Raw genomic sequence first — 26,950 nt, forward strand, 5'->3', positions numbered from 1 at the left:
CAACAGGTCCGAGGACTTGCTTTTAAAAGCCTTTGCCCAGCTTTATTTAGATAAAGATTCAAATTCTTCATCCGTCAGTTCCACATCAGCCGCCTTCAGATTTTCTTCCAAATGCGCTACTGACTTGGTTCCTGGGATCAACAGGATATTATCTGCCCGCTTCAGTAACCAGGCCAACGCGATCTGCGCCGTCGTTGCCTGATGCTTGTCAGCAATTGTCTTGATCTTATCCGCCATCTTCTGCGGACCAGATGCCAACGGGAACCAGGGTATGAATGCCAGGCCCTGCTCTGTGGTAAAATCCAGTACATCTTCCCATTTCCTTTCTCCCAGGTTATATAGGTTCTGTACAGACACAATTGGTAAAATCTGTTGCACCTGCTTAATCTGGTCGATAGTTACTTCCGATAAACCTACATAACGGATCTTCCCTGCCTTCACCGCTTCTATCACCGGCTGTAAGGTCTCTTCCACCGGCGTATTCGGATCTATACGGTGCAATTGCCACAAGTCGATAGTATCTACTTTCAGCCTTTGCAAACTACCCTCGATATTCTGACGTATGAAATCAGGTTTGCCATTAGGCACCCAGTTATCAGGCCCTGGGCGCACAAAGCCACCCTTGGTAGCAATAACCACATCAGGTTTATACGGATACAATGCATCTGCAATCAGGGTTTCATTCGTATCCGGACCATACGCTTCTGCCGTATCAATGAAATTCACACCACCCGCTACTGCAGCCTGCAATACCTTCTTCGCATTCTCACGGTCATCCACATCTCCAAATACCCCCTTGCCGGTGAGTTGCATCGCACCATAACCAAGACGGTTTATTTCCAGGGTTCCTCCAAGTTTAAATGTTGTTGCCATTTTCTGTACTTTTTAATTGGGTTAATTATTCGCCATTTTCTCCTGTACTTCCGTATATCTGGCGCCAGTATCCGGATACTTTTTCAATAATGCCTCCAGTGCAGAAAGGTCTGCCGCTGTGAGTGCCAGGTCTACTGCCGCTGCATTTTCCTCCAGGTATTTACGCTTCTTGGTACCCGGAATCGGAATAATGTTTTCGCCCTGGGCCAGTACCCATGCCAGTGCCAGCTGTGCAGGCGTTGCATTTTTACCCGCCGCCAGTTCAGCAAAACCAGCTGCCAGCTTCGCATTGTTATCAGCATATTCCTGTTGATAACGGGGAATGCCTTTGCGGAAATCACCTTCAGGCAGGGCATTTACATCCAGTGTATTTGTCACCAGCCCTCTCGCCAGCGGACTAAATGGCACAAAAGTGATGCCCAGCTCTTTGCAGAGAGGCAGGATCTCCTTTTCCACATTCCGTGTGAGCAAAGAATATTCACTCTGCAATGCAGTGATAGGATGTACCGCATGGGCTTTGCGGATGGAAGCAGGAGACGCTTCTGAAAGGCCGATATACTTTACCTTCCCTTCTTTCACCAACGCAGCCATTGCACCTACTGTCTCCTCGATGGGCACATTTGGGTCTACTCTATGTGCATAATATAGGTCAATATGATCTACCCGCAGGCGTTGCAGGCTCTTCTCTACAGCCGTTTTCATGTAAGCCGGGGAACCATCGAACACCTGTTTGCCATGACCCAGCGATTTAAAACCAAACTTGGTAGCTATAAAGATCTTGTCACGATGCGGTACCAAAACCTGTGAAATGAGTTTTTCATTCTCTCCATCTCCATATATATCGGCAGTATCCCAGAAGTTAATACCCAGTTCCAATGCGCGATGTAACGTTGCAATTGATTCCTTGTCATCGGGAACGCCATAGGCATGACTCATTCCCATGCAGCCCAGCCCGATAGCAGATAATGATGTTCCTGTAGTGCCTAAATCCCTGTATTTCATTGTCATTAATTTTGGAGTTATACAAAATAAAAGCAAAATAGGATGCACTCTTTTTGAATGCATCCTATTTTTAAAGATAGTTTGAAATAGATCATGAAGGGGAGATCTTACCCTCCAATTTATTGCAGCAAGCGCCTGAACTCCGCCTCCCTCACCTGGAAAATAGTTCCATGACGAAGCCCCTTCGGCAAACTCACCTCATCTGATATATCCTTCCATTCCCTCAGATCTGTCGAGCTGATAGCCCCATACTTATGCTCCGTATACTTATCAAAATAGATCAGCCAGGTCTTCCCGATTTTCAAAGTAGTAGGCCCCTCTGCCCAGTACTTCCCGGTAATTGAAGGCCCTGCCTTTGTATAAGGCCCCGTCAGCTGATTACTAAATGCCAGCCGCAGGTGCTTCGCCGGTGGTTCAATCGTTTCATCCTTCATCACCATCATATAGCGATTTCCCTCCTTTACAATCGTCGCATCTATCACATTGAATCCCGGATCATAAAGCAATTTGGTAGCTGAATATGTTTTGAAATCTTTCGTTGTTACATAATACAACCTGTGATTATACCCACTTTCCTTTGTAGCTGCCGTTTCTGTAAACCTGCCTGAAATAGTGGTAGACCAGTAGATCATGTAAGTCTTCGATTGTGCATCATACGTGATCTCCGGTGCCCAGCAATTACGCGCACTGTCCTCCCTGGCCATCACAGGAATGAACTGCTGCTCAGACCAGTGAATCAGGTCTTTTGACGAAGCATAACCAATGCCTTTATCATTCCAGCTCACCGTCCACACCATGTGAAACAATCCATCTCCTCCCCTGATGATGCAGGGATCACGCATCAGTTTATCCTTACTCACCATAGGTGTTAAGAACGATGAATCCCCCTTTAATGCCGACCATTTATAACCATCTTTGCTGTAAGCAAGATGTAACCCATCTTCACCATTTCCCTTGAAATATGCGAACAGGTATAAGTTTTGGGACATGCCGGCGAAAACCAGGAGCATGCAAAAGCATGATAGTAATGTACGTTTGACCATAAATAGAAAAATAAGAAATTAATTGGTGAGTATATATTCTTTGCCCTTCTGCGTTGGCAAATCATATAATTGAGTCGGGGCCAGCTGCACCGGCAAAACTTTAGATGCATCCTTTACAATAGGCTGCGCAATCTCCACCACCTCGTAAAAAGGATTGGAATTATCCCCACCTGCTTTCACCAAACCCTTTCCCTTCAGGGCATTTGGTACCCTGATCCTGCAATTTCCGCCTAATGCAGAATGGATCTTGAGCTTCACAACTTTCCCATCTTTCCACTCCAGTGCAGTAATCGTAAATCCACCTCTTGCTCTCAGCCCGTTTATATGTCCCTGCTTCCACTCAGCAGGTAATGCAGGCAATAACTGGATGGCTCCATCATGACTCTGCATCAGCATTTCTGTAATACCAGAAGTGCAGCCAAAATTGCCATCTATCTGAAATGGGGCATGCGCATCAAACAGGTTGGTATAAGTACCTCCACCATGCTCACCTACTGGTGACAACTGGTTATTGATCAGCTTTAACGCATGCTCACCGTTCTGCAATCTTGCCCACCAGTTTACTTTCCAGCCCATACTCCAGCCGGTAGATACATCTCCCCTTTGCAGCAAAGTGGTATTGGCAGCGCTGTATAATTCCGGGTGCCTGTAAGGAGAAATTTGTGTAGAAGGAAACAAACCATATAAATGGGAAATATGCCTGTGATGATCCTCCGGGTTATCCAGGTCTTCCATCCATTCCTGCAACTGGCCATACTGCCCCACCTGCATAGGTGGCAGCTTGCTTCTCACCAGTTTTAAAGTATCAGTCAGTGCTGCATCGAGTTGCAGGATGTTCGCCGCACGAATAGCAACACTCAATGCATCAAATACAATCTGGTTATCCATTGTACACCCGGCATCAAAAGATACACCTGGCCTGATCTTCGGCGCATTCTCAGGAGAAGTGCCAGGATTAATCACCAGCCAGTGATGTACAGGATCGGGCACCAGGTCATCCACAAAAAATAATGCCGCCCCCTTAATTGCAGGATATACGTCCCGCAGGTAAGCAGTATCGCCATTGTATAAAAAACGATCCCAGAGGTGCTGGCTCAGCCATGCACCACCCATACTCCATACTCCCCAGAAGATCCTGTCCACCGGTCCTGTAATCCGCCATAGATCAGTATTGTGATGAGCTACCCATCCCCGCGCACCATACATGGTTCGCGCAGTATTTTGCCCGGTCACAGCGAGTTCCTTCACCATTTGAATCAATGGCGTATGCATCTCCGGCAGGTTATCTTTTTCTGCCGGCCAGTAATTCATTTCAGTATTGATATTGATCGTGTACTTGCTGTCCCATGGCGGTCTCATTTCCGCATTCCAGATGCCCTGCAGATTGGCAGGCTGTCCACCAGGCTGTGAACAGGAAATGAGCAGGTAACGCCCAAACTGGAAATACAATGCTACGAACTGCGGATCATAAGTATGTGCGAAGTTTTTCAACCGTACATCTGTCGGTTCTTTTGCTGCAGGCGATGTACCCAGATCAATAGAGACCCTGTTAAAATAATGCTGATAAGCTGCTACATGCTCCTGTAATAACGCAGAAAATCCTTTAGTACTGGCCCCTTTCAGGTAAGCAGCCGCTTTCGCCGCCGCATCCCCGCTTATATCCTGGTAGTTGATATAATTGGTAGCAATAGAAATGTAAATGAGTGCTGTAGTAGCACCACTTACGGTGATCGAAGTATCATTGTGACTGAGTTGCCCATTGGTCACAATCTTTGAAAGACCATGGAACACTACCTTTCCTTCCACGCCTTCATGACTGCCAGTAATGCCATGAACAGACAAGGTATCACCCCCTGCTTTCACAGGTGCGTCAGGCTGTAAGGTAGAAAAGTTAGCACTGAATGACAGGCTACCAGCCTTACTACTGCCCAGCTGAACCACAATGGCCTGCGCAGGCACACTGGCAAAGACTTCGCGGGTATACGTCACACCCTTTACGGTATAACGTGTAGTCGCTACAGCACGGTTCAAATCCAGTTCCCTGTAATAATTCGAAAACTGCTCATGCCCTGGGAAGTGTAAATTAAGGTTGCCCACCGGCTGAAACATTTGCCCGCTGCTTGTTTTGCATTGCATTTTTTCAGCAGCCAGCTCCTGTGCTTCCTTTTGTTTACCTGCAAAAATCAGTCTCCTGATCTCCGGCAGTGCAGCCAAAGCATCAGGGTTGTCATTGTTGTTCGGACTACCTGTCCATACACTGGATTCATTGAGCTGAATGATTTCATGATCAGGATTGCCATAGACCATTCCACCCAATCGGCCATTACCGACAGGTAAGGCAGCTGTCCATACACTACCGGCTGGTTGACGATACCAGAGTTTGAGACCAGATTGCTGGGCAAAGGTTTGTAAGGCAAACAGACTGCTGAGTAACAGAAATAGTTTTTTCATAACGCATGGATATGCGTATAAAAATAACCCATATTGTCAAATTGACAATATAAAAAGTATGAACGTCTTCCTGTCAAAAAACTGCCTTCATTTTTCGCACGAAATAAAGACAGGCATTTATCTATTTAGACAATTCATCCACTAATACTACATCCCATGGAGCCAGGTTTTTCTCTATATACAACACACCGGTTGCACTCGATAAAACCTGTTCTTCATTCACGCTCACACCTACCTGCTTCATTATTTCCACCTGATCTTTATTCAATGGGTCAGGACTTCCGGCCTTAGCCCATTGAACGATCGCATTGCCATCTTCTTTTGTCAGGCTGTCCACGTTGAAGCGGGCATCAGGATGTATATTTTGAATTTTGAATGAATACAATTTTGTCTCTCCCTGAGACATCAGTGAGGAAACTCCTGCCTGGTCTCTTCCAGACACACCACTGGTCACGGAGGCAGGAATATTGTAAAGAATAGCTGATATCTTCTTTGAATCTTTATGACGGGTCACGACAATACCGTCTTTATTATATAACAACTCCTCACCCAGCGCATTCAGCATGCGATAGGCATTGAACGCCGGCTTGGCAATACCACTGGCATTCATCAGGCCCTGACCACCATGAAAAGTATCTTTCAGTTCTTCAGGTCCATCTATAAAAGAACCATAGAACATACCCGTTACCAATCCGATAGAATCTATGTTTTCCTTTACAATGAAAGCGGCTGCCGGCAGGTTGTCACGCACCGCATCCGATGCTATAGGACTTGTACTCCACCTGGTCACAAATATTTCTGCCTGTGGAAAATTCCTGCTCACTGTATTACGCAGGGCTGCCAGATCTTTTGCAGTAGCACCCAGTTCTCTGGGTTTACCCGCACTGTCAGCAGGATACGGATGTGCAGTTACGAAATCAACAGCCAGCTGCTCCTGCTTGCAATAAGCCAGGAACTCATCCAGCCATGCCCCCTGTGTATCGCCGGAAAGCCCGCTGGTAGCAGGCCCACCCACCTTACACTTAGGTGTTACCGCCTTCATGGCAGTAACAGTCGTCTTGTATAAAGTAAAATATTGTGCTTTGGTTCCATCCCAATACGAACGCTGATCTGGTTCATTCCATGCTTCGAAATACCATTTGCTCACCTCATCTTCACCGTACTTACCCACAATGTGCTTGGTAAATTCTGTCACCAGGTCATTCCATTTCGTAAAGTCAGTAGGCGGCACCACCCTCGCTTTCCAGCTAAACTGGGTAGCGTCACTGCCAGCGATATCCCTTGGAAAGAAGCTAAAAGCAATAAAAGGCTTCACCCCTGCTTTCAGTGTTTTATCAAGCAGGTCGTCTATCAATGTCCAGTTATATGTTCCGGCATTATACACATTCATGTCATCATGGAAAATGCCTGTGAACCGGGCATACTTAAACCCACAGGCCCTGGCTGCTACCCCCAGCTGATCTGCCCATACAGGTCTGGAAGCATCATTGGCCCTGCCGGCACCAATCCCTTTGTTCCAGTGTGGATCAAAGAATTTTCCAGGATTTTTAGCATCGATAATAAACGGAGGTTGTTCTTCCCATAAAGTCATGCTTTTCACTGTTCCGGGCAATATTGCACTGCCTGCCACAGTGATCATTGCCTGCTTCAAAAAATTTCTTCTTTCCATACGAGTAGGGTTCTTTAGTGCTTGGTCCCCCTGGTCTATGGCCTTAGTTTTTCATAGGAATGCTAGTTGGCGGCCGGGGTCCCAGATCAATAATGCTAATGTATAACTATACAAAAGACAATATGATATTAAATATACAGCTTTTTATTTACCACGCAAGGGGCGGCACAAAATATTGGTTACTACCGTAATATGATAAATTATATTATTAAGTTATGACAGGTTTTGGCACGGAATGGTTAAAATAATATTATTTAAAAACAGGCAGATACTTACTAATTCAAGTACTTTCTCATTTAAAGCCTGGGCTCCTTCCAGGATGCACCAGGTCATTCATGAAATCACCCATACCACCTACCCAGGCAAATGAAATGCATGATAACTCCTGGTGGAGGAAAAGAAAACCCTTGGCGAAGTCGCCGCCCTGGCAGGCTACCAATATTCACAGCATTTAACTGCCGCTTTTCGTAAAAATATGGCATATTGCCAGCCAGCCTGAAAAATTAGCATCATGGTGTAGTTTTTGCCACCTGTATCTGCATGAAAATTTTCTGGCAATACATGCGCCCTCATCGATGGATGATCGTGCTTTCCCTGCTGCTCGCAGGCATCGGTCAGGTAGCTACCATGTATGATCCCATTATCTTTGGTAAAATCATTGACAATTACGCATTACACCCCGGCGACAGAACAGAAACTGCCCTGGTCAAAGGAGTACTCTTCTGGCTGGCTATCGCCATATCTGTTGCCATGGTCGCAAGACTGGCCCGCTCTTTCCAGGACTTCGTCATGCGCCTGGTCGTACAACGCTTCGGCATGCAAATCTTCAACGATGGTCTGAAACAAACCCTCCGCCTCTCCTTCCAGGAATTCGAAGAACAGCGAAGCGGCGAAACCGTGGTACTCCTCCAAAAAGTAAGAAACGATACAGAACGCTTTTTCAACGCATTTATCAACATCCTCTTTTCATCCCTGGTAGGCATCGGTGTACTCACCTGGTATGCCCTGCATAAAAACTGGATGCTGGTACCCGTATTTTTCGTAGGGGTAGGCGTGTTAGGTACACTCACCAGTGCCCTCAGCAGAAAAATGAAAAGAATTCAGCGTAGCATCAACAAAGAGACACTCAAACTCTCCGGCTCTATCACAGAGTCACTTCGCAATATAGAGCTCGTAAAAAGCCTTGGATTGACCTTTCCTGAGATCAGGCGATTGAGAACCTTCACCCGGAATATCTTCGACCTCGAAATGAAAAAGGTAAAACAGGTGAGAACACTCTCTTTCCTGCAAGGTACCACCCTGAACCTGCTGCGGCAATCTATCCTCTTCATCCTGCTCTGGTTAATCTTTCACAAAGTGCTCAGCACCGGCGAACTGATTGCCATGCAATTTATATCGGCCACCATCTTCGGCCCCTTACAGGAACTGGGGAATATTATCCTCTTTTACAGGGAAGCAGAAAGCTCACTGCAATTATTCGATCAGCTGATGCAAAAACCTGTAGAAGAAAAACCGGAAACACCCGTTTCACTCGGCGACCTGGAGAAAATCCGCTTTGAACACATTGTATTCCGCCACCAGACAGCCGAACAGAACGCCCTCGATGACATAAGTTTCGAAGCACACCTGGGAGAAACCATCGCCTTTGTAGGACCTTCAGGTTCCGGTAAATCAACCCTGGTGAAATTATTACTGGGATTGTATCAGCCTGTCTCAGGACAAATCTTTTTCAACAATGTGGCATCAGACGACATTCATTACAACCAGTTGCGCAGACAAATTGGTTTTGTATCCCAGGAGACCCAATTGTTTGCCGGGACATTCAGGGACAATTTATTGTTTGTAAAACCAGATGCTACTGAAGATGAAATGATCGAAGCCCTCCGCAAAGCCGCAGCCACACCACTGCTGACACGCTCTGCACATGGCCTGAATACACTCCTGGGCGAAGGCGGATTAAAACTCTCCGGTGGTGAAAAACAACGTATCTCCATCGCCAGGGCATTGATCCGGCATCCAAGATTACTGATTTTCGATGAGGCGACATCAGCCCTCGACTCACTTACAGAAGAAGCCATTACCGAAACAGTCAGATCTATTTCGGCCAGCAGGGAGCAGTTAAATATACTCATCGCCCACAGGTTATCCACAATTATGCATGCGGATACCATTTATGTACTGGAAAAAGGGAAGATCGTAGAGACTGGCACCCATGAACAATTATTGACACTCAAAGGATTATACTATGCCATGTGGAGACAACAAATCGGGGAGAGAAGAGTGATCAGTTGAGTGGAATACTCGTGAATACTCATTATTTTTGCATATGACCCAAAAAAGTAAATACCATATCCTGTTGATTGTATTTCTGTGCCTGCAAATGCCACTTTATGCACAGACAATCCTCATTGATTCACTGCAAAACTTGCTGTCCCGCAAGGACTTGCCGCTGGAAGACCGGGTTACCGCCACTTCCATGATGGCCCGTATAACCGGGAATAAAGATATGAAGTCAGCCATCGTCCTCAATCAGCAGGCACTGGCACTGACCGCAGGACTCAAAGACCTCAAATACAAGGCAAACGTATACAGCAATCTTACCCAGCAATATGCACTCAACGATAGCTTCTCCCTGGCCATCAAAGCCATGGACAGCGCCCTGTACTTCGCCCGCAAATCAGGCGATAAACAGGCACTCGGATTAGCGTATTACCGTAAGGGTTGGCTGCATATCATAGAACAACAGGAAGATAGCGCCGTACATTTTTTCTTCGAAGCCCTGCGCATCCTGGACGGACAAAAAACACTCACCTGCGAACCAGCCATCTACTACTTCACCGCAGCTACCTATGGTGACTGGAATGACCTGGACGGACAGGAAAAATATGCACGCCTGGCACTCTCCACCGCCCTGCAATCACAAAAACCAGATGACCTGGTCAATGGTTACCAGGCACTGGCCACCTACCTGGAATACCGGTACAGAGAAAAAAGGGACTCCTCTACCACATACCTGCTCGACTCTGCATTGTTTTGCAACAGGATGGCATTGCAGATCATCAAAGCACAGAACGGAAGATTGGTTACCCGCAGCGCCCCCGCCATCCTCTCCCTCAATACCGCCAACATGTATGCTGAATACTGGCCAAAGCAAAAAGATAGCCTGATGCATTACCTGTACATGGCCACTGATTACGCAAAAGCTACAGATCAACAGGAAATCCTCGCAAATTGCTACGGCATGCTAAGCGATATCGCAGTAGCCGATGGCAATCTCAATGAAGCAGAAAACCTCCTGCTCACCGCCTTTTATACAGTAGAAAGTTATCCTGCAGGCGGTGCACAGGTCAAGTCTAATATCATGCGTGCCCTTGCCAGTGTTGCAGAAAAACAGGGCAATACAGCAAAAGCACTGAAGTATTACAAAGAATACGTAGATTACTACCAGCAGGCTTTTGACAAAGAAAGACTCGCCACCGCAAAACGCCTGGGTGCCCAATATGAAGCAGAGAAAAAAGACAAAGAATTACAACTCTTACAACAAAAAGCCTCCTTCAATAAAGAACTAAATTTCTTCTACATTTCTCTCGCCATCGCTGCCGTATTGTTATTAATTTTCTTCTTCAGATCTTACCATTTCAGACTCAGATCCAGTTTACAAAATCAACAATTACTCGAACTGGAAAAACACGACGCTCAATTACAATTGAAACTGGAAGCAGAAGAAAGAGCAAGACTGGAAGCGGAACAATTACTCATGCAGGAACGACAGGAACGCCTGCAGAAAGAACTCCTGGCCGGTGCCCTACAGGTAGAAGAGAAGAATGAACTGTTGCAGACCTTACAGAAAAAAATTACCACCATCTCCGGGGCAGATCCCTTATTACGACAAATGGATCGCATCATCACAGATAGCCGGAAAATGGATGAAGAATTCGAAGCCGCCAAAGCAGATTTCAAGGAAATTGATCCGGAGTTTTTCAATCGCTTACAACAAAAGGCGAAAGAGAACCTGACAAGATTAGATTTAAAATATTGCTCCTACATAAGAATGGGACTCACAAATAAAGAAATCGCTTCCCGCCTGGCAGTGGAAGCAAAAAGTATCAGGATGGCGAGGTATCGTTTAAAACAAAAACTAAACCTCCAAAAGGAAGAAAGCCTCGACCTATTCCTCACTACCCTGGTGTAGAACCACCTCATTCCCTTTCAGCCGGCCCCAGGCCAGCCCCCAAAAATCGCTTTGCCTTCGGTAAATGCGATTTTTTTTGCCTATCAATACTACAAATCCCCGACACAAAAAATAGGCGATCGCCTATATTGACCCATAAAGCCCCGCCCGCCACTCGCTAATAAAATGTTAATGCTGAATAGTTTAACTAGTCATTAACTGATTTAAGTAAGCATCTTCCTAATATTGTTTTAGAATAAAAAGCAGCCTGAAGCTTTTTATGGATTTGTTTTCATAACGTGGAATTATTATAAACGACTGCCTTTCCAGGCAGTCGTTTTTTGTTACTACCTTTGTCCTCACTTTGAGTACGCAACAATACATAACGTTATCACAACTGGCCGCCCACATACAGGGAACTATTAAAAACGCTTTTTCCCGTCAAAGCAGCTGGGTAGTGGCCGATATCACCAGCCACTCCTTCTATCCTGCCAAAGGTTATCACTACTTTGACCTGGTGGAAAAAGATCCCCGTACCCACCAGCTCACCGCCAAAATCTCCGCTACCGCATGGGGAAACGGCAGCAACCGGATCAGGGATTTCGAAACTACCACCGGACAGCGTTTTGGCAATGACATGCATGTGCTGATACAGGTACAGGTGGAATACCACGCGGTATACGGCCTCAAATTGTCCCTGCTGGATATAGACCCCAGCTACACTATCGGACAGCTGGAACAGCAGAAACAAGCCACTTTACAGCGCCTCGTCACCGAGTGTGGAGACATCGTGCAGCAGGTCGCCGACGGCTACCTCACACGCAATAAAAAACTCCCCCTCACGGCCGTGCTGCAAAAGATTGCTGTCATCTCCTCCCCTTCTTCCGCCGGCTACCAGGATTTTATGCACACCCTCCAGGCAAACGCCCATGGCTATATTTTCCATACCGACAATTACTTCACTACCGTCCAGGGCGAAGCCAATGCCGCACAGGTATGTGCACAACTCCAGGCAGTAGAAGATGCAGGGAAACATTATGATGCTGTCGTCATCATCAGAGGAGGCGGTGCCCAAACAGATCTCTTACTCTTTGATCAATACCAACTGGGTAAAGCAGTAGCAGGATTTCCCATTCCTGTCATCACCGGTATCGGCCACCATAAGAACGAAACCATCACTGATATGATGGCACATACAGCGACCAAAACGCCTACCCGCGCAGCAGAACTGATCATTGCCCATAACAGGCAGTTTGAAGATGCCCTGATCAGCACCCAAAAACAACTGATCATTCGCTTACAACAATCCGTCTCCGGCAAACAACAACAATTGTCTGCCCTCAACAACGCGATTATCAACAGGAGCAGGGATGTCCTGATCCGGCAAAAAGAAAGCCTCATCAGGTATCAACAATTCATCCCACAGCAAGCCCGCCACCTCTTGCTAAAACAAAGAAATGGCATGATACAGCTCTCCGGACAAGTATTATCCAAACCCAAACAATTAACCGCCTCGAGGTTACAGGACCTGTCCTACCTCCGGCAAAACATACATGCCTTTAGCCGTAAACTACTGCAACAGCAGCAACAAAAGCTACAGCACCACGAAACCGTTGTACGCCTCATGAGCCCAACGGCCCTGTTACAAAAAGGGTTTGCACTGGTCTACCACCAGGGTAAACTGATTACAAATACCAGCGCCTTACAAACAGGAGAAGACATCACCGTACAAATGGTTGATGCCTCCGTACAGGCCACTGTTCAATCAATCAACAAAGATGGAAACGAATCTCACATATGAAGCAGCTTATAAAGAACTGCAACAGATAGCCAGGGAAATAGAAACGGAATCAGTTTCCGTGGATGTGCTCGCAGCCAGGGTAAAACGGGCTTCGGAACTGATCACCTTTTGCCAGGCACGCCTCAGGGCCACCGAGGCAGAAGTGGAAAACATCATCCAACAAATGACTATCTCCCAATAACATCCACGGAATTTTTGGATTCGCCTTCGGCAAATCCAAAAATTCCGCCCAAACCCTACTCAAAAAGGTAACCCAATCAACCATCATTTTTAAGCTCCCTTTAAGCTTCCTCCATTCGCAATCCCCCATCCACCAAACATTTCCCCCTCAAATTCTGTTATTTCCTTTTTAATAATATAATTAAAAACGGGTTAAAATCAACCGCCCGCCTTTAAAGCATTCACACCATTATTGAAATTTGCACTTATTGACTAATAAAATGCGGACAAACAGCATCACATGAAGAAGCTCTTCCTATTGGCTGTAGTAACCAGTGTACTCACATGTATACACTACGTTGCTGTCGCCCAAACCAACTTCACACTGGCAGCGGCCATCGATACCGCCAGAACAAACAGCCCGGTGCTTAAGGCCCAGTACATGAACATCGCTGCCGCCCAGGCCGATGTAGTGACTGCCAAACTCCGGCCCAATCCCAACCTGAATAACCAGACCTTACAACTGGCCAATTCTGCACACTTCGCCCCCAATACCCGCTGGTCAAACAACTCAAACCGGCAGGTATGGTATCAGCTCACTAAACCTATTCAGTGGCCTAACCAGCGTAAGTACAAAATTGAAACAGCATCAAAGGATGTTACAGTAGCGGACAATGAATACCAGGAAAACGTACGCAACCTCTCCCTCAACGTAGGTAGTAGCTGGATCTCCTGCTGGGTCCTCAAAAAGAGACTCGCCCTCCTGCAGGATAGCAAAGGCAACCTCGACACCCTCGTTAAGATCAATGAACTGCGCTACAAAAACCAGGTAATCACTCAAACAGACCTGGCACGTACCAAAGTATTGCTGGATCAGTACAACCTGCAACTAAGCGTATTCCAGCAGGACTACATGAACGAACTGCAAAACCTGCGCCTCCTAACCGGTATTCCCTCCAATGTGGATATCGATACCATGAGCGAAGTGCAGACACTTACTCCCAATGCTACCCTGGATAGCCTGATCGCACAAACACTGGACAACCGCTCCGACGTTGTACTTGCTAAAAGTGCCATCGACGAGCGCAACAGCAACGTGAACTACCAGAAAACACTGGCTGTACCACAACCACAGGTAGGTATCATCTACAACCCGCAAAACTCTGTGCCCTACATCGGCTTCTATGCAGCTATCGACCTTCCCTTCTTTAACAGGAACCAGGGCGAAATCAAAAAAGCATACGTTCAGGCACAACAGGCTAACCAGGAATTGAATACCACCCAGCGCACTATTCAGACGGAAGTAACCAACGCGTATCACTCTTACCAGCTGCAAAAACAAAACCTGGCTAAGTTCAACGGCATCCTCTCCCAGTCTCAACAGATCCTGGACAATGTAAAGTATGCCTACCTCCGCGGTGGTACCACCATCATCGACTTCCTCGATGCACAGCGTAACTGGTATGATACACGCGGACTCTACTACGACGCACTGCAATCTTACTATCAAAGCTATATTCAACTTTTATTCGCTACGGGCCTTATAAACCAATTATAATTTATGCAACGCATTACCGGATATTTTTTAGTGGCCTCCCTCCTGCTGGCAGGATGTGGTCAGAAAGAACACAAAAAAGAAGTGACGGACGATCCCGGTCCTGCCATTACCAACAATGGACAGCAGATCACCTTCCCGGATACTGCTTCGGCCAACTTCTTCATCACCGAACCCGTAGGCGATTCCACCCTGAGTGGTACCCTGCACGCACCGGGCAAAGTTGCGGCAACCGTTGTCCGCTCCCAGGAAGGCGCGCAAAATGTAGTGCTGTTTGACAATCCGGATCTGGAAAGTGATTATACCCAACTGGTACAACATAAGATCAATGTCAATCACATCGAAGAAATCAATATCAAACAACGTAAAATAGAACTGGACCGCACCCAGGATCTCTTCGACCACGGTGCCGCCTCCGGCAAAGACCTGCTGGAAGCAAAATCCAACCTGGCCATGGAACAAACCAACCTGGCCAACGAAAAGGCACAACTCATCCAACATGAATCCGGCCTGAAATCAGGTGGTTTCGATCCCGAAATCCTTCGTGCCACCGCTCCAGGCAATGCCTTCGTAATCTGTGACATCCCTGAAACACAATTGAGCAACGTAAGCAAAGGAACCGCCTGCACTGTTATACTCTCTTCATTTCCTGACAAACCACTTGCAGGGAAAGTTGAGGCCATCGCCGATGTTATCGACAACGTTACCCGTATGGTGAAACTGCGTATCCGGCTCTCAGCCCCGGACTCAGAGATCCGCGCGGGTATGTTTGCGATGGTCAACTTCACCGTTACCGCTTCTAACAAAGCAGGTGCTACAGGCTCCATCAACGTTTCAAGAGATGCCCTCATCACTGCTGAAGGTGTGAACTACGTGTTTGTAAAAACAACACCTACCACCTTCATTAGAAAACAAGTAAGCACCGGCCAGCAAATCGGCGACCGCGTAGCTGTTTATAATGGCCTTCAGAATGGCGACAATGTGGTGATCAAAGGTGTGATGCAGCTGAAAGGCTTAAGTTTCGGATACTAACCAAAAACCTTTACCACAATGTTACAGGCACAGATCTATATAGATAAAGATGAAGTTCATGGCTCCCAGCCACTATACGAATACATCGTACAGTTCCTGCTCAAACAAAAAGTAGCCGGCGCTACCGCCTTTCGCGGCGTGATCGGATTTGGGGAACATCATCAGCTGAAACGCCCTGACAGCATCTTCAGTTTCGATGAACCACCAATCATGATCACCTTCATCGACGAAGAAGAAAAAGTGCTGCACACGCTGAAGGAACTACGCAAACGCGTCACCAGTGGGTTCATCATCACCACCAAAGTAGAACGATTCCAGATTTGACCGAAATTCTCCGACAATGATTCGTAACCTTTTAATATTCTCTTTAAAAAACAGGTGGGTTGTCATCCTCATGGGACTTGGCCTGATGGGTATCGGCTACTGGTGTTTTACCCAGCTGAAGATCGAAGCCTACCCGGATATCGCTGATACCAACGTCATCATCGTAGCCCAGTACCCTGGCCGCGCTGCTGAAGAGGTGGAACAACAAGTGACCATTCCCATCGAAAGGGCACTGCAAAACACCCCTAATGTACTCGACCGCCGTAGCCGTACTATCTTCGGCCTCAGCGTTGTACAGCTCACCTTCACCGATGGCACAGACGACTACTTCGCCCGCCAGCAGGTGAATGAAAGACTGGCTGCCGCCGAACTCCCCGATGGCGTTAACCCGGAACTCGCCCCCCTTACTACTGCCGTAGGTGAAATCCTCCGCTATGTAGTGGAAGCACCTCCCGGTTATACCCCCACGGAAATCCGTGACCTCCAGGATTGGGTGATCAAACCCTACCTCCTGCAGGTACCCGGTATCGCAGATATCACCACTTTCGGCGGCCCGCTGAAACAGTTTCATATCTTAACGTCACCCGATAAACTGCGTAAATATGACCTGACCCTGGAAGATGTAATCAGCGCCGTGCAGAAGAATAACCAGAATACAGGTGGTAACGTCATCAGCCGCGGTGAACAGGGTTTTGCCGTACGCGGTCTCGGTGCGGTAAAAACCGAAGCCGACATTCGCAATATCGTACTCAAAGCAGCCAACGGTAGCCCCGTGTACCTTCGCGATGTAGCCACCGTCGAAGTTGCACCTCCGCCTCCAAGCGGTGTCATGGGCTATACCTTCAATTCTACAAAAACCAACGTCAGCAACGGTGTCGAAGGCATCATCCTGCTGCGCAGATACGAGAACCCAAGTGAAGTACTGAAGATCCTGAAAGAAAGAATCAAAGACCTGGAAAGAGATGAACTGCCCAAAGGCGTACACCTCCGTACCCTCTACGATCGTAGCTTCCTCATCGACCACTCCCTGGAAACCGTAGGCCATACCCTGTTAGAAGGTGTGTCTATCGTTGTGATCATCCTGATCTTCTTCCTGGGTAGTTTGAGAAGCGCCCTGGTTGTAGCACTCACCATCCCTTTCTCACTCCTCTTTGCCTTCATATTGATGCGCTTAACAGGTATTCCGGCAAACCTCCTGTCACTCGGTGCAATCGACTTCGGTATCATCGTAGATGGGGCCTGCGTGATGGCCGAACACCTGATACGAACATACCGAACGGCACCACCGGAAGAAAAGAAACGTGGTATCATCGCACTGACCCTCCGCTCCTCTCAGGAAGTAGGCCGTGAAATCTTCTTCTCCGTTACCATCATCATCCTGGCATACATGCCTATCCTGCTGATGACACGTGTAGAAGGTAAACTGTTCTCTCCAATGGCGCTGACCCTCGCATTTGCCGTAATCGGCTCTATGCTGGCTGCACTCACGCTCATACCGGTGCTGATCTCCTTTGCATTCAAAAAGGCATTTAATAACACCGATAAGCCCATGAAGGAGCACAAAAACATTGTGCTGGACTTCCTGAGCAAACAGTATGGCAAACTCCTGGGCAAGACGCTGAAACGTCCTAAAACAACCGTACTGGCCGGCTTCGCAGTAGTCGTAATCTTAGTATTATTCGGGGCCAACTTAGGTTCTGAATTCTTACCCGAACTTGATGAAGGTTCTATCTTCCTCCGCGGTAACTTCCCTGCAGGTATCACCATCCAGGAGAATGCAAAATACTCCCCTAAAATCAGGGAAGTCATTGCAAAATACCCACAAATTGCTTTCGTCATCACCCAGGCAGGCCGTAATGACGATGGTACGGATCCATTCCCTACCAACCGTAATGAAATCCTCGTAGGACTGAAAGAATATAAACTGTGGAGCGATACGATTTCCAAAAAACAACTGGTTACTGACATCAGGCATGACCTCGAAAAAGCCATGCCTTCTGTGAAGTTCTCCTCCGGTCAGCCCATCATTGACCAGGTTATGGAAATCGTAACCGGTAGCGCAGCGGATCTCGCCATCTCCATTGTCGGTGACGACCTCACCATGATGCGTGCAAAAGCAGATACCATCGCCGATATCGTAAAACACATGCAGGGTTCCGAATCCGTAAATATTGAACAGGAAGGTCCGCAGGAACAGATTGCCATCAATATTAACCGTGAGAATGCTGCTCGTTTCGGTATCAACGTAGCCGATATCCAAAGCATGATCGAAGCCGCTATTGGTGGTAAAACCATCTCTACATTGTACGATGGTACCAAACGCTATGACCTCGTTATCCGCTATACTCCCGGCGAACGTAGCACTATCGAATCTCTCAAAAACCTGCAGGTGCCTTCTGCTACCGGTGCATTAATTCCCATGAACCAGCTGGCTGACATCAGCTATGTACAGGGACAGACGAACATCTACCGTTATAACAGCAAACGCATGGTGACGGTAAGAACCAATATCCGTGGCCGTGACCAGGGAGGTTTTGTAAGTGAAGTAGGCGAAAAGATCAATGCACAACTGCATATACCAAAAGGATACTCCATCATCTACGGTGGTCAGTATGAGAACCTGGAGCGTGCTGGTAAGCAATTGTCATTCACCATTCCGCTTACCATCATCATGGTCTTCTTAGTATTGTTTATCCTCTTCAGAAATATGCCGCAAACGGTAGTGACCGTAAGCTGTATCCTCTTCGCACTCGCAGGTGGTATCGTAGCCCTGCTGATTCGTGGATACCACTTTAACGTATCTGCAGGTGTAGGCTTCGTGAGCATCTTCGGTATCTCGGTAATGGCAGGGGTACTCCTGGTCTCAGCCATCAACCGGCTTCGGGAAAAACCAGATCATACCTTGCAGGACAGCGTATTCCTGGGTGCCAAAGAACAGCTGAGCGCATTGTTATCCATCCTCATTGTAGCAATTGCCGGTCTGATCCCCGCAGCTACATCTTCAGGTATCGGTTCCGATGTACAGCGTCCCCTGGCTACAGTAATCATCGGTGGTCTCACAAGTACCCTGATCTTCGCGCCACTGCTCATTCCACCACTGTATGCATGGGTGGAACGAAACAGGAAAGCTAAGACCGTAAGTAAGGACGAAGAAATTGAATAGTCTAAGTGTTAAAATGAGCAATAAAACAAAAGCCCTTCGCGCAATGCGAAGGGCTTTGTTAATTAATTTATCTTGCTTAAATGATTAGTTCTTCTTCCAGAATAATCCTGAAGGCTCACTCTCTAATTCACATTTCAGATTCGCTTTCTCTCCTACCTTCTTCGTGATATCCACACCACCTTCTATTACATTCGCCACTGAAAAGTTCTCATCTTCCACCTTGGTAACAGTGATCTTACCCAAAGTTTTCTTACGCTGCATCACCTTTCCATCCACCGTAATCTCCGTCACCTCGTACACCCGGAATTCATCATTCACTTTCAAGCCTAACAGGGTACCTCCCGCTATCAATACCGAAGTAGCAGCACCCAGGCTATTCTTGTCTTCAATCTCCGCTATAGATACCGTCAGCTTAAAGTTCTCTTTCATAAACTTCTCTACCTGTGACTTCGCATCACTGATCGCGCCGTCATAAGCATTCTTTCCTTTCCCGCTGGCATTGATGGTCGTAGTAGCGATCACATCACCACGCCCTGCATCTGTAACATTTAAAGTAAAGGAAATCTCCGCCACATTCGTGTTGGTCGTACCTACGATCGGTACATTGGTTTGTCTCATCTCCATCGTTGCTTTCGCAATATTTCCGGAGATAATAAATTGAGCACCAGCCGCTTTGGATTGTTCAAAAGAAGTATCTGTTTGAGCAACCACTGTTAAACGCTTGTTTTTCAGGAACACATCTGTTACCGCATCCTGTATAGCGGTCACATTATTCGTATTCTGAGAAGCGCCGGACTGAAAACGGAGGATCCCTACCGTAGTTTTACTCTGAGCAAACGCCGAAGCTCCAAAAATAAAGCTGGCAAATGTGAAAATTACACTCTTCTTTGTCATGGTTCAAAAATAAGGACTTCTATTAATATGTTGGCATTAAAAAAGATCACCCTATTTCCTGTTCCTGCTTGACAGGCAGGATAATAGTAAACGTAGCCCCCTCTTTTTCACGGCTATGCGCCGTGATAATTCCATGGTGCTTTTCAATGATCTTACGCGTAACCGCAAGTCCTATGCCAGTTCCCTCATATTTGTCCTTGGTATGTAAACGTTGGAAGAGTACAAAAATTTTATCCAGGTACTTCTCATCAAACCCGATTCCATTGTCCGAAATGGTAATGCAGACATATGGCCCCTCCGGATCCCCTACACTATCAAACTTTTTCTCCGCAACCCGGTTCGCCATTATACTGATCATCGGCTGTACGTCCTTGCGGGAGAACTTGAAGGCATTGCTCAACAGGTTCTGGAAGACCTGGCGGATCTGTGAAGGCACCGCCTCTATAGTAGGCATCTGGCCTACCGTCACTATCGCATTCTTCTCCTGGATCAACACCTCCAGGTCAGACAAAATTTCCCTGATAATTGTCTCTAAAGGCACCTTTTCAAAGAAATTCATCTGTGACAGACGGGAAAACCTTAACAAATCATTGATGAGATTTGTCATCCTGCTGCTGGAATTAATGATCCTGTTCAGGTAATCTACCGCCTTTTCCTCCATCTGATCCTGGTACCGCTCCCTGAGCATATTCCCAAACATATGGATCTTACGCAAAGGTTCTTTCAGGTCATGAGATGCCACAAAGGCATATTGCTGCAATTCCGCATTACTCGATTCCAGCTCGTAATTTGCCTTCTGCAGGGCATTGGTACGCTCCTGCACCCGCTGTTCCATCACTTCTGCCAGCATCTTCTGCTCATGGATATCAGTATTGGTACCCACCCACAGCATAGCAGTACCACTCAGGTCTTTCTGCACTCTGGTACGCAACAGGAACCAATGATATTGCCCATCATTTCTCCGGATCCTTATCTCCAGGGCAAAGTCTTCCTTCTTCCGGAGCGCATTATTCCAGGTACGACTCCATAACGGCACATCATCCGGATGTAATATGCTTTCCCAACCGGCATCCCTGATTTTCTCCATGGTCAGACCGGTGTAGGTAGTAAACTGTTTATTTACAAAATTGATCTCGCCATTCGGCCAGGCCGTCCACAGAATCAATGGCATAGACTCCGCCAGGAAGCGTTTTTCCTCCAGGCTCATTACCGCCTGTTCCTCTGCCGCTTTCAGACTCGTCACATCCAGCATAGACCCCAGCATACGATAAGGCGTAGCATATTCATCCTGCAGGAGATAGCCCCTGTCCAGGATATGTGCATAAGTACCGTCTGCCCGTAGCAAACGATAACCTTCTGACCACTGACTCTGCTTCGTATTCACCGCACGGCTGATGCTCTCCTGCACCCTCGCCCTGTCATCAGGATGAACCTTCTCCAGCCAGAATGTGCGGCTGGAAGATTCCTGGTCCGGGCTATAGCCATAGATATTATAGAAGTTGTCACTCCACCACACCGTATTATTAGTCAGGTTCCAGTCCCAGATCGAGTCATTCGTCGCCTTGGATACCAGGCGGAAACGTTCTTCACTCTGTGTGAGCTCACGGGTACGTTCCAGCACCTTATCTTCCAGGGCTGCATTCAGGTTACGCAAACTTTCACGCGCCTGAATCAGCTCATTGTAGTTACGTCGTAAACGCTCTTCCCCATCCTTCTTCTCCGTTACATCAGAGCAGGTGATGACTATACCATCCGCAGTTTTCACGGCAGACATTTCGTACCATACCTCCTCCTTTTTATTATCCACCAATACCTCTGTATGCAATACACTACCATCTTTAGCAACCTGCACATACTTTTCGAACAATCCCTGCTGTGTCAATTGTGGCATAGATTGTTTCATAGATGGTGCCTTGTGCAACAACACATCTTTCCCGATCAGTTTCTCTGCTGCACTGTTGGAAGTGAGCAAACGGAAATCGGTAATATTGCCATTGGCCCCTGTCACCGACCTGAAAGCCATAATAAGACTGGTACTCGCATTAAACACACCTTTCAGCAGCATATCCAGTTCCTTGATGGCCGTGATATCCACAAACGTGATCACAACACCGTCAATCTGTTTATCCTGCCTGATATAAGGCATGATCTTCATCAGGCACATATTGCCATTACTCAGCACCAGCTCCTTTTCTAAAGTATGTTTTTGACGCGTTACAGCACTGATATCCTCGATCAGGCTATCCTGCTGAATATTCGTAGAAATGTGATTAATAGGTCGTCCTATATCAGCAGGAATCAGGTTGATCATCTTCACCGCTGCAGGATTGAACTTACGGATCTGCATCCTGCTATCTACAAACACCTGGCCGATGTCCGTACTGCGGAAGTAGTTGTCCATATCATCATTCAGCTCCATCAGCTCCTTTATCTTCAGCTGGTGTTCTGTATTCAGCGTATGCAACTCTTCATTGAGCGATTGCAGTTCCTCATTACTACTTTGCAACTCCTCGTTTGCCGACAACAACTCTTCATTACTACTTTGCAGCTCTTCATTGGAAGTCTCCAAACCTTCAATGGCCATCTGCAGATTCGTACGCGTTTCACCCAGCTCCGCTTCCAGCGACATGATGTGCTCATTCACACCTGCAGGATATGAGATTTCCTCTTTGTGGTCTGACAACAACGCTGCTCTTTCCGGTTCTTCCCCAAATACAATGAGCGTATATTGCCCCTTACCGGTATCAGGTTTGATTAAAATATTCACCAGCCTGATACCCTCTTTAGTATTGATTTTGATCCCTCTCAGCGTCGCCTTCTGCGTAGTTTTCCATGCCTGTCTCAGTGCCATGTTCAACACCATGGACAAGTCGCCAGGCACCATCTTCAGCAGGTTCAGGTTGAGCTTTTTATCCGGCAGCGAAAGGTATTTTTTATAATTACCCGTCGCTTCTCTTATTTCATAATTCTTATCAATATACACGCCTGCATAGCCAAATTCTTCAGACATGACATCTCTGAATTCATCCTGCAGTTCCAGTGCAATCCGCTTCTCCTGCCCAATTAAAGCCACCCCATTCGGACGCAATTCTCTCGACTGACGAATATATTCCAGTGGACTATACAAATTATCAGGAGGTGCCGAACGGGCTGCATCCGTCTTACGATAGAGCTTCCACTTGGCATTGATTTCTTCCAGTCCGCCCCTGATCAACGCTGCCGATTCACTGGTACCCAGGAAGAGATAACCACCTGTGTTCAATGCAAAATGTAGCGAAGCCAATACCTGTCTTTGCAGCACATTGTCCATATAAATGAGCATGTTTCTGCAACTCACCAGGTCATTCTTGATAAATGGAGGATCTTTCAGGATATTATGTCTGGCAAACACAATCTGCTTACGCAGGCGGGATACAATCTGGAAATGCTGATCTTCCTTATGGAAATATTTTTTTACGATACCAGCATCTACATCTTTCAGCACAGCAGCAGGATACACACCCTTCGCTGCATATTCTATCGCATTGCTGTCGATGTCTGTCGCAAAGATTTTTACATCCAGCCATTTCCCTTTCTTTTGCAGGAGCTTATCTATTAAGATCGCCATAGAATAGGCTTCCTCACCGGTACTACAGGCAGTAACCCACACTTTTAAAATGGCACCTTCCTCCTTACCATCGATCAACTTATCCAACACCTGGTCCCTCAGCACATCAAAAGCCGTACTATCCCTGAAAAACCGGGTCACCCCTATCAGGAAATCTTTGGCTAATAATTTACCTTCCTCAGGATTTTGCCTGAGTAATTCCAGGTATTCCTCTAAGGTCTTTAAGTTGAACTGCGCCATACGTTTTGCAATACGGCGCGTGATAGTTGGAGACTTATAATGATGAAAATCCTGTCCGCTGTTATCCTGTACCAGCTTGAATACTTCCGGTAGCAGTCGCTCGTCAATCTTACCGTTGAACACGTGCAGCGGCAGGTCCTGTATATAATTGAAAATCTCGCCCGGCATAAATTCCGGGGCAAGTATATAATCGATATTATCCGAAGCGATAGCGCTGCGTGGCATGCCATCGAATTTGGCAGATTCGGGATCCTGCACCATCACCATTCCACCAGCCTTTTTTATTGCCCCGGCACCCCTGGTACCATCAGTACCCGTACCGGAAAGGATAATGGCGATAGCCTGACGGCCCTGGTCTTTTGCCAGCGAGAATAAGAAAGTATCAATCGCGGTATTCGGTGCTTTCTCTACAGGTTTTTGCATCAGCTTTAACCTGCCTTTCTCAACAATAATATCTCTGTTGTTCGGAATTACATACACGCAATCATTTTCTACTGCCATATCCTCTTCTACCTCACGCACCTGCATGTGGGTATGTTTGGATACCAGCTCCACCAACAGGCTCTTATAGTCCGATGACAGATGCTGAATAATCACGAACGATAGATTGCCGTATTCCGGCATGTTATCGAAAAATTCATGAATTGCTTCCAGTCCACCGGCCGATGCCCCAATTGCCACTATGTAATTCGCTTTCTTCATCTAAAAGTTTTATACCATAAACAAATGATGGGCCGGAATGCTTCCATCTCTTGTTTTCACTTTTATAAATCATGGCTCCCTAAAGCCTCAATTCATTGCCTTCACAATATATTCCAATGTAAAATTGCGCAGGTGTTCCGCCATTGTCAGTTCCGTCTCACGCCATGGGAGAGCAGTGTTTCGTACCTGTTGCTGCCAGATACTAAACGAGTTTCTGGGATGGTATTGTATATTATCTTTCTCAAAACGGATCGCTTCATCCGGGTTCCCTCCCCATTTTACCTCCTGGATTACTTCCGGGCGGAACAATACCAAAAAGTCCCCTTTCTGTGGTTGAATGCTGATAACCAGTAGTCCACTAGCATTTTTAGCATAATTTATACCGGGTTCATATACTGCCGGCAGACTTAACTCCTGGTATACCCCCTTTTCGGCAGTACTCTGAATCCAGAGCAGCAGGTCTTTCAGCGCATTCTTGTCAGGTACATTGCCCACACATTCCATTCTCTTATTGAATACCATGGCGGCACCGCTGGCATTAAAGAGCTGGAGTACATTGGTCTCATGCCCCAGCAGGCCATGTGGCAGATCATTGGTGGTATACACCTGCTCTACCAGTTTGGCATGAATGTCATGCAGATCGGCATATTCATCGCTTTCCTCCTTATACTGAAGGGATATCACCCTCGCTGCAATGATGCCGGAGAGCAGTTCGAAAAGTGCTCTGCCTTCATATGGCAGGTAGAAAGGGGTGCGGTGATGACAGGAAAACAGTCCCCACAACTGCCCATCCTTTAATATACGACAAGACATGGAAGTCATGATTTCCATGTTCTTCATATATTCCAGGTGTACAGCGGGAACAGACCTGAGGTTACAACCAGACAGATCTGTAAATGCATTGGTGATAGGGTTGATGACCGGGTAAAGGCTTACCGGCACATAATCCCTGTTGGGAATCAGGCGATATGGGTTCTTGAGGTACATGGCCCTTGCCTGCCTGGGAATATCGGAAGCAGGGAAAGTCAGCCCCAGGTACTTCTCCATTTCCGGTACAGAATCCTCTGCTATCACTGTTCCATTCCAGTCTTTATCAAACTGGTACACCATCACTTTATCATAACCTGACAACTCCTTTAACTGCGAAGCCGCTACCTGGCAGGCCTCCGCAATAGAGGATGCTGCGTTGATAGCTGCCATAGCATATTTGAGCTGCTGGTAAATAGTAATAAAAGAGTTTTGGGCAGTAGGCGAGCTTTGCGCCTCCATTTCAAGAATCACAGATTCACCATTGATCTGCATAAGTACCAGGTAGTCTTTCGATGCGAAAGACAAGGTAAACGGTACCGTTTCAACGATACCTTCATTGACTCGCTTTTGCAATTGTTCCAGTTGAGTATCCGGTATAAACCTGGACAGTGGTGAATTCACGACCTCCGTAGGTGGCAGATCCAGTGCTTCACCTATGTTTTCACTCACCTGCACGATCCTGTAATCGCTCCTTTGCAGTACCATCAATATTCCATAAGGTTGTATCAGATTGATCTGGTGTAAAGGAACACTGCCACAAAAGGTGGAGTCATAGTTCTTTTTTTGCATAAAGACAGGTTATTCCAGTATTTATAAAATTGAAATGGATCAGGCATTGGCTTGCGCCCACACTTTAAATTGCCTGAAAGTGTCGGCGGCTGCTTCCACTAAGCGTTTTTTCTGTTCTTCAGTACCATGAAATCCTTCCAGGTAGTGTACAAAACTGTCCCACTTAGCACGGGTTTCCTCACCATAACCGTTAAAAAAAGATAAAGCCTGCGAAATTTCAGGCACAGGGAGATTTCGTTGTATAATCTGACAGATGACTTGTCCTCCAAGGGTTGAACCTTCCAACACATACATAGCACCCAGCGCTTGTGCGTTATCGTTTATTTCCGGGATATTCGTACAGGTAACCGGAGGATCCAGTGGTGAACCATTGATCACGTTGATGTCCTGCAATAACTGGGTAGCCTTGCGGCGACCCTCAAATCCACCGGGAAAGGATGTATCAATATGGGCCGCAATGTATTGTTCAAGCGGGTAATAGTATCCGTAAAACAATTGCAGGAGCCTGATATATGCTTCCGGAGAATTCGCTTGCTTAATCACCGGGATCAGGGTCCTTTCCAGGTCCTGATGTAGTTCTGCTGTACTTTCTCTTAACTGTTCAATCATTATCTAATGTATGTGATAATGATTAAAAGTACTATGAATAATCGTGTACCGCGTGT

Annotated in this window: 17 protein-coding genes; 8 read left to right on the forward strand and 9 right to left on the reverse strand. The window is 46.8% G+C overall.

What is annotated here, in order from left to right; all coding sequences use genetic code 11:
* Positions 1–42 precede the first annotated feature (42 nt).
* The 5 genes from DXN04_RS14725 to DXN04_RS14745 all read right to left on the reverse strand — a co-directional run bounded on the left by DXN04_RS14725 (position 43) and on the right by DXN04_RS14745 (position 7,038).
* Positions 43–873: an aldo/keto reductase gene (locus DXN04_RS14725; protein WP_116854110.1), complete on the reverse strand. Its 831-nt coding sequence runs from the start codon at positions 871–873 to the stop codon at positions 43–45.
* 21 nt (positions 874–894) lie between these two features.
* Positions 895–1,875 (reverse strand): aldo/keto reductase, encoded by a 981-nt coding sequence (locus DXN04_RS14730; protein ID WP_116854111.1) that lies wholly within the window; start codon positions 1,873–1,875, stop codon positions 895–897.
* A gap of 119 nt (positions 1,876–1,994) precedes the next feature.
* The gene (locus DXN04_RS14735) at positions 1,995–2,885 is read right to left on the reverse strand and encodes a glycoside hydrolase family 43 protein (protein ID WP_116854112.1); all 891 of its coding nucleotides are present in this window, start codon (positions 2,883–2,885) and stop codon (positions 1,995–1,997) included.
* A gap of 51 nt (positions 2,886–2,936) precedes the next feature.
* Positions 2,937–5,369, reverse strand: coding sequence for a glycoside hydrolase family 95 protein (locus DXN04_RS14740; protein ID WP_116854113.1), 2,433 nt, complete (start codon positions 5,367–5,369; stop codon positions 2,937–2,939).
* 121 nt (positions 5,370–5,490) lie between these two features.
* Positions 5,491–7,038: a GH39 family glycosyl hydrolase gene (locus DXN04_RS14745; protein ID WP_116854114.1), complete on the reverse strand. Its 1,548-nt coding sequence runs from the start codon at positions 7,036–7,038 to the stop codon at positions 5,491–5,493.
* 540 nt (positions 7,039–7,578) lie between these two features.
* Here DXN04_RS14745 and DXN04_RS14750 point away from each other — a divergent pair.
* The 8 genes from DXN04_RS14750 to DXN04_RS14785 all read left to right on the forward strand — a co-directional run bounded on the left by DXN04_RS14750 (position 7,579) and on the right by DXN04_RS14785 (position 19,243).
* Entirely contained in the window at positions 7,579–9,330 is a 1,752-nt protein-coding gene (locus DXN04_RS14750) for an ABC transporter ATP-binding protein (RefSeq protein WP_116854115.1), read from the forward strand.
* A 34-nt stretch (positions 9,331–9,364) separates the two neighbouring features.
* Entirely contained in the window at positions 9,365–11,230 is a 1,866-nt protein-coding gene (locus DXN04_RS14755; protein WP_116854116.1) for a helix-turn-helix transcriptional regulator, read from the forward strand.
* Between the two features lie 343 nt (positions 11,231–11,573).
* The gene (gene xseA, locus DXN04_RS14760) at positions 11,574–13,010 is read left to right on the forward strand and encodes an exodeoxyribonuclease VII large subunit (protein ID WP_116854117.1); all 1,437 of its coding nucleotides are present in this window, start codon (positions 11,574–11,576) and stop codon (positions 13,008–13,010) included.
* The gene (xseB, locus tag DXN04_RS14765; protein WP_116854118.1) at positions 12,988–13,191 is read left to right on the forward strand and encodes an exodeoxyribonuclease VII small subunit; all 204 of its coding nucleotides are present in this window, start codon (positions 12,988–12,990) and stop codon (positions 13,189–13,191) included. Before xseA ends, xseB begins: the two co-directional genes overlap by 23 nt.
* A gap of 279 nt (positions 13,192–13,470) precedes the next feature.
* Complete coding sequence (locus DXN04_RS14770; RefSeq protein WP_116854119.1) at positions 13,471–14,727, forward strand: TolC family protein; 1,257 nt, start codon at positions 13,471–13,473, stop codon at positions 14,725–14,727.
* Positions 14,728–14,730: 3 nt separating this feature from the next.
* The gene (locus tag DXN04_RS14775) at positions 14,731–15,756 is read left to right on the forward strand and encodes an efflux RND transporter periplasmic adaptor subunit (protein WP_116854120.1); all 1,026 of its coding nucleotides are present in this window, start codon (positions 14,731–14,733) and stop codon (positions 15,754–15,756) included.
* An 18-nt stretch (positions 15,757–15,774) separates the two neighbouring features.
* Entirely contained in the window at positions 15,775–16,080 is a 306-nt protein-coding gene (locus DXN04_RS14780) for a DUF190 domain-containing protein (RefSeq protein ID WP_116854121.1), read from the forward strand.
* A gap of 16 nt (positions 16,081–16,096) precedes the next feature.
* Positions 16,097–19,243, forward strand: a complete 3,147-nt coding sequence (locus DXN04_RS14785; protein ID WP_116854122.1) for an efflux RND transporter permease subunit — start codon at positions 16,097–16,099, stop codon at positions 19,241–19,243.
* Positions 19,244–19,327: 84 nt separating this feature from the next.
* Here the strand turns inward: DXN04_RS14785 and DXN04_RS14790 are convergent, their stop codons facing one another.
* From DXN04_RS14790 to DXN04_RS14805, 4 genes are all read right to left on the reverse strand, one after another.
* Positions 19,328–20,137 (reverse strand): hypothetical protein, encoded by an 810-nt coding sequence (locus DXN04_RS14790; protein WP_116854123.1) that lies wholly within the window; start codon positions 20,135–20,137, stop codon positions 19,328–19,330.
* Between the two features lie 46 nt (positions 20,138–20,183).
* Positions 20,184–24,686, reverse strand: coding sequence for a CheR family methyltransferase (locus tag DXN04_RS14795; RefSeq protein WP_116854124.1), 4,503 nt, complete (start codon positions 24,684–24,686; stop codon positions 20,184–20,186).
* A gap of 87 nt (positions 24,687–24,773) precedes the next feature.
* Positions 24,774–26,285 carry a GAF domain-containing protein gene (locus tag DXN04_RS14800; RefSeq protein ID WP_116854125.1) on the reverse strand — a complete coding sequence of 504 codons (1,512 nt, stop codon included), beginning with the start codon at positions 26,283–26,285 and terminating at the stop codon, positions 24,774–24,776.
* 39 nt (positions 26,286–26,324) lie between these two features.
* Positions 26,325–26,894, reverse strand: a complete 570-nt coding sequence (locus DXN04_RS14805) for a biliverdin-producing heme oxygenase (RefSeq protein WP_116854126.1) — start codon at positions 26,892–26,894, stop codon at positions 26,325–26,327.
* Positions 26,895–26,950: the final 56 nt, after the last annotated feature.

Source organism: Chitinophaga silvisoli, assembly GCF_003412465.1.
In the GTDB taxonomy this organism is placed as follows: Bacteria; Bacteroidota; Bacteroidia; order Chitinophagales; family Chitinophagaceae; genus Chitinophaga; species Chitinophaga silvisoli.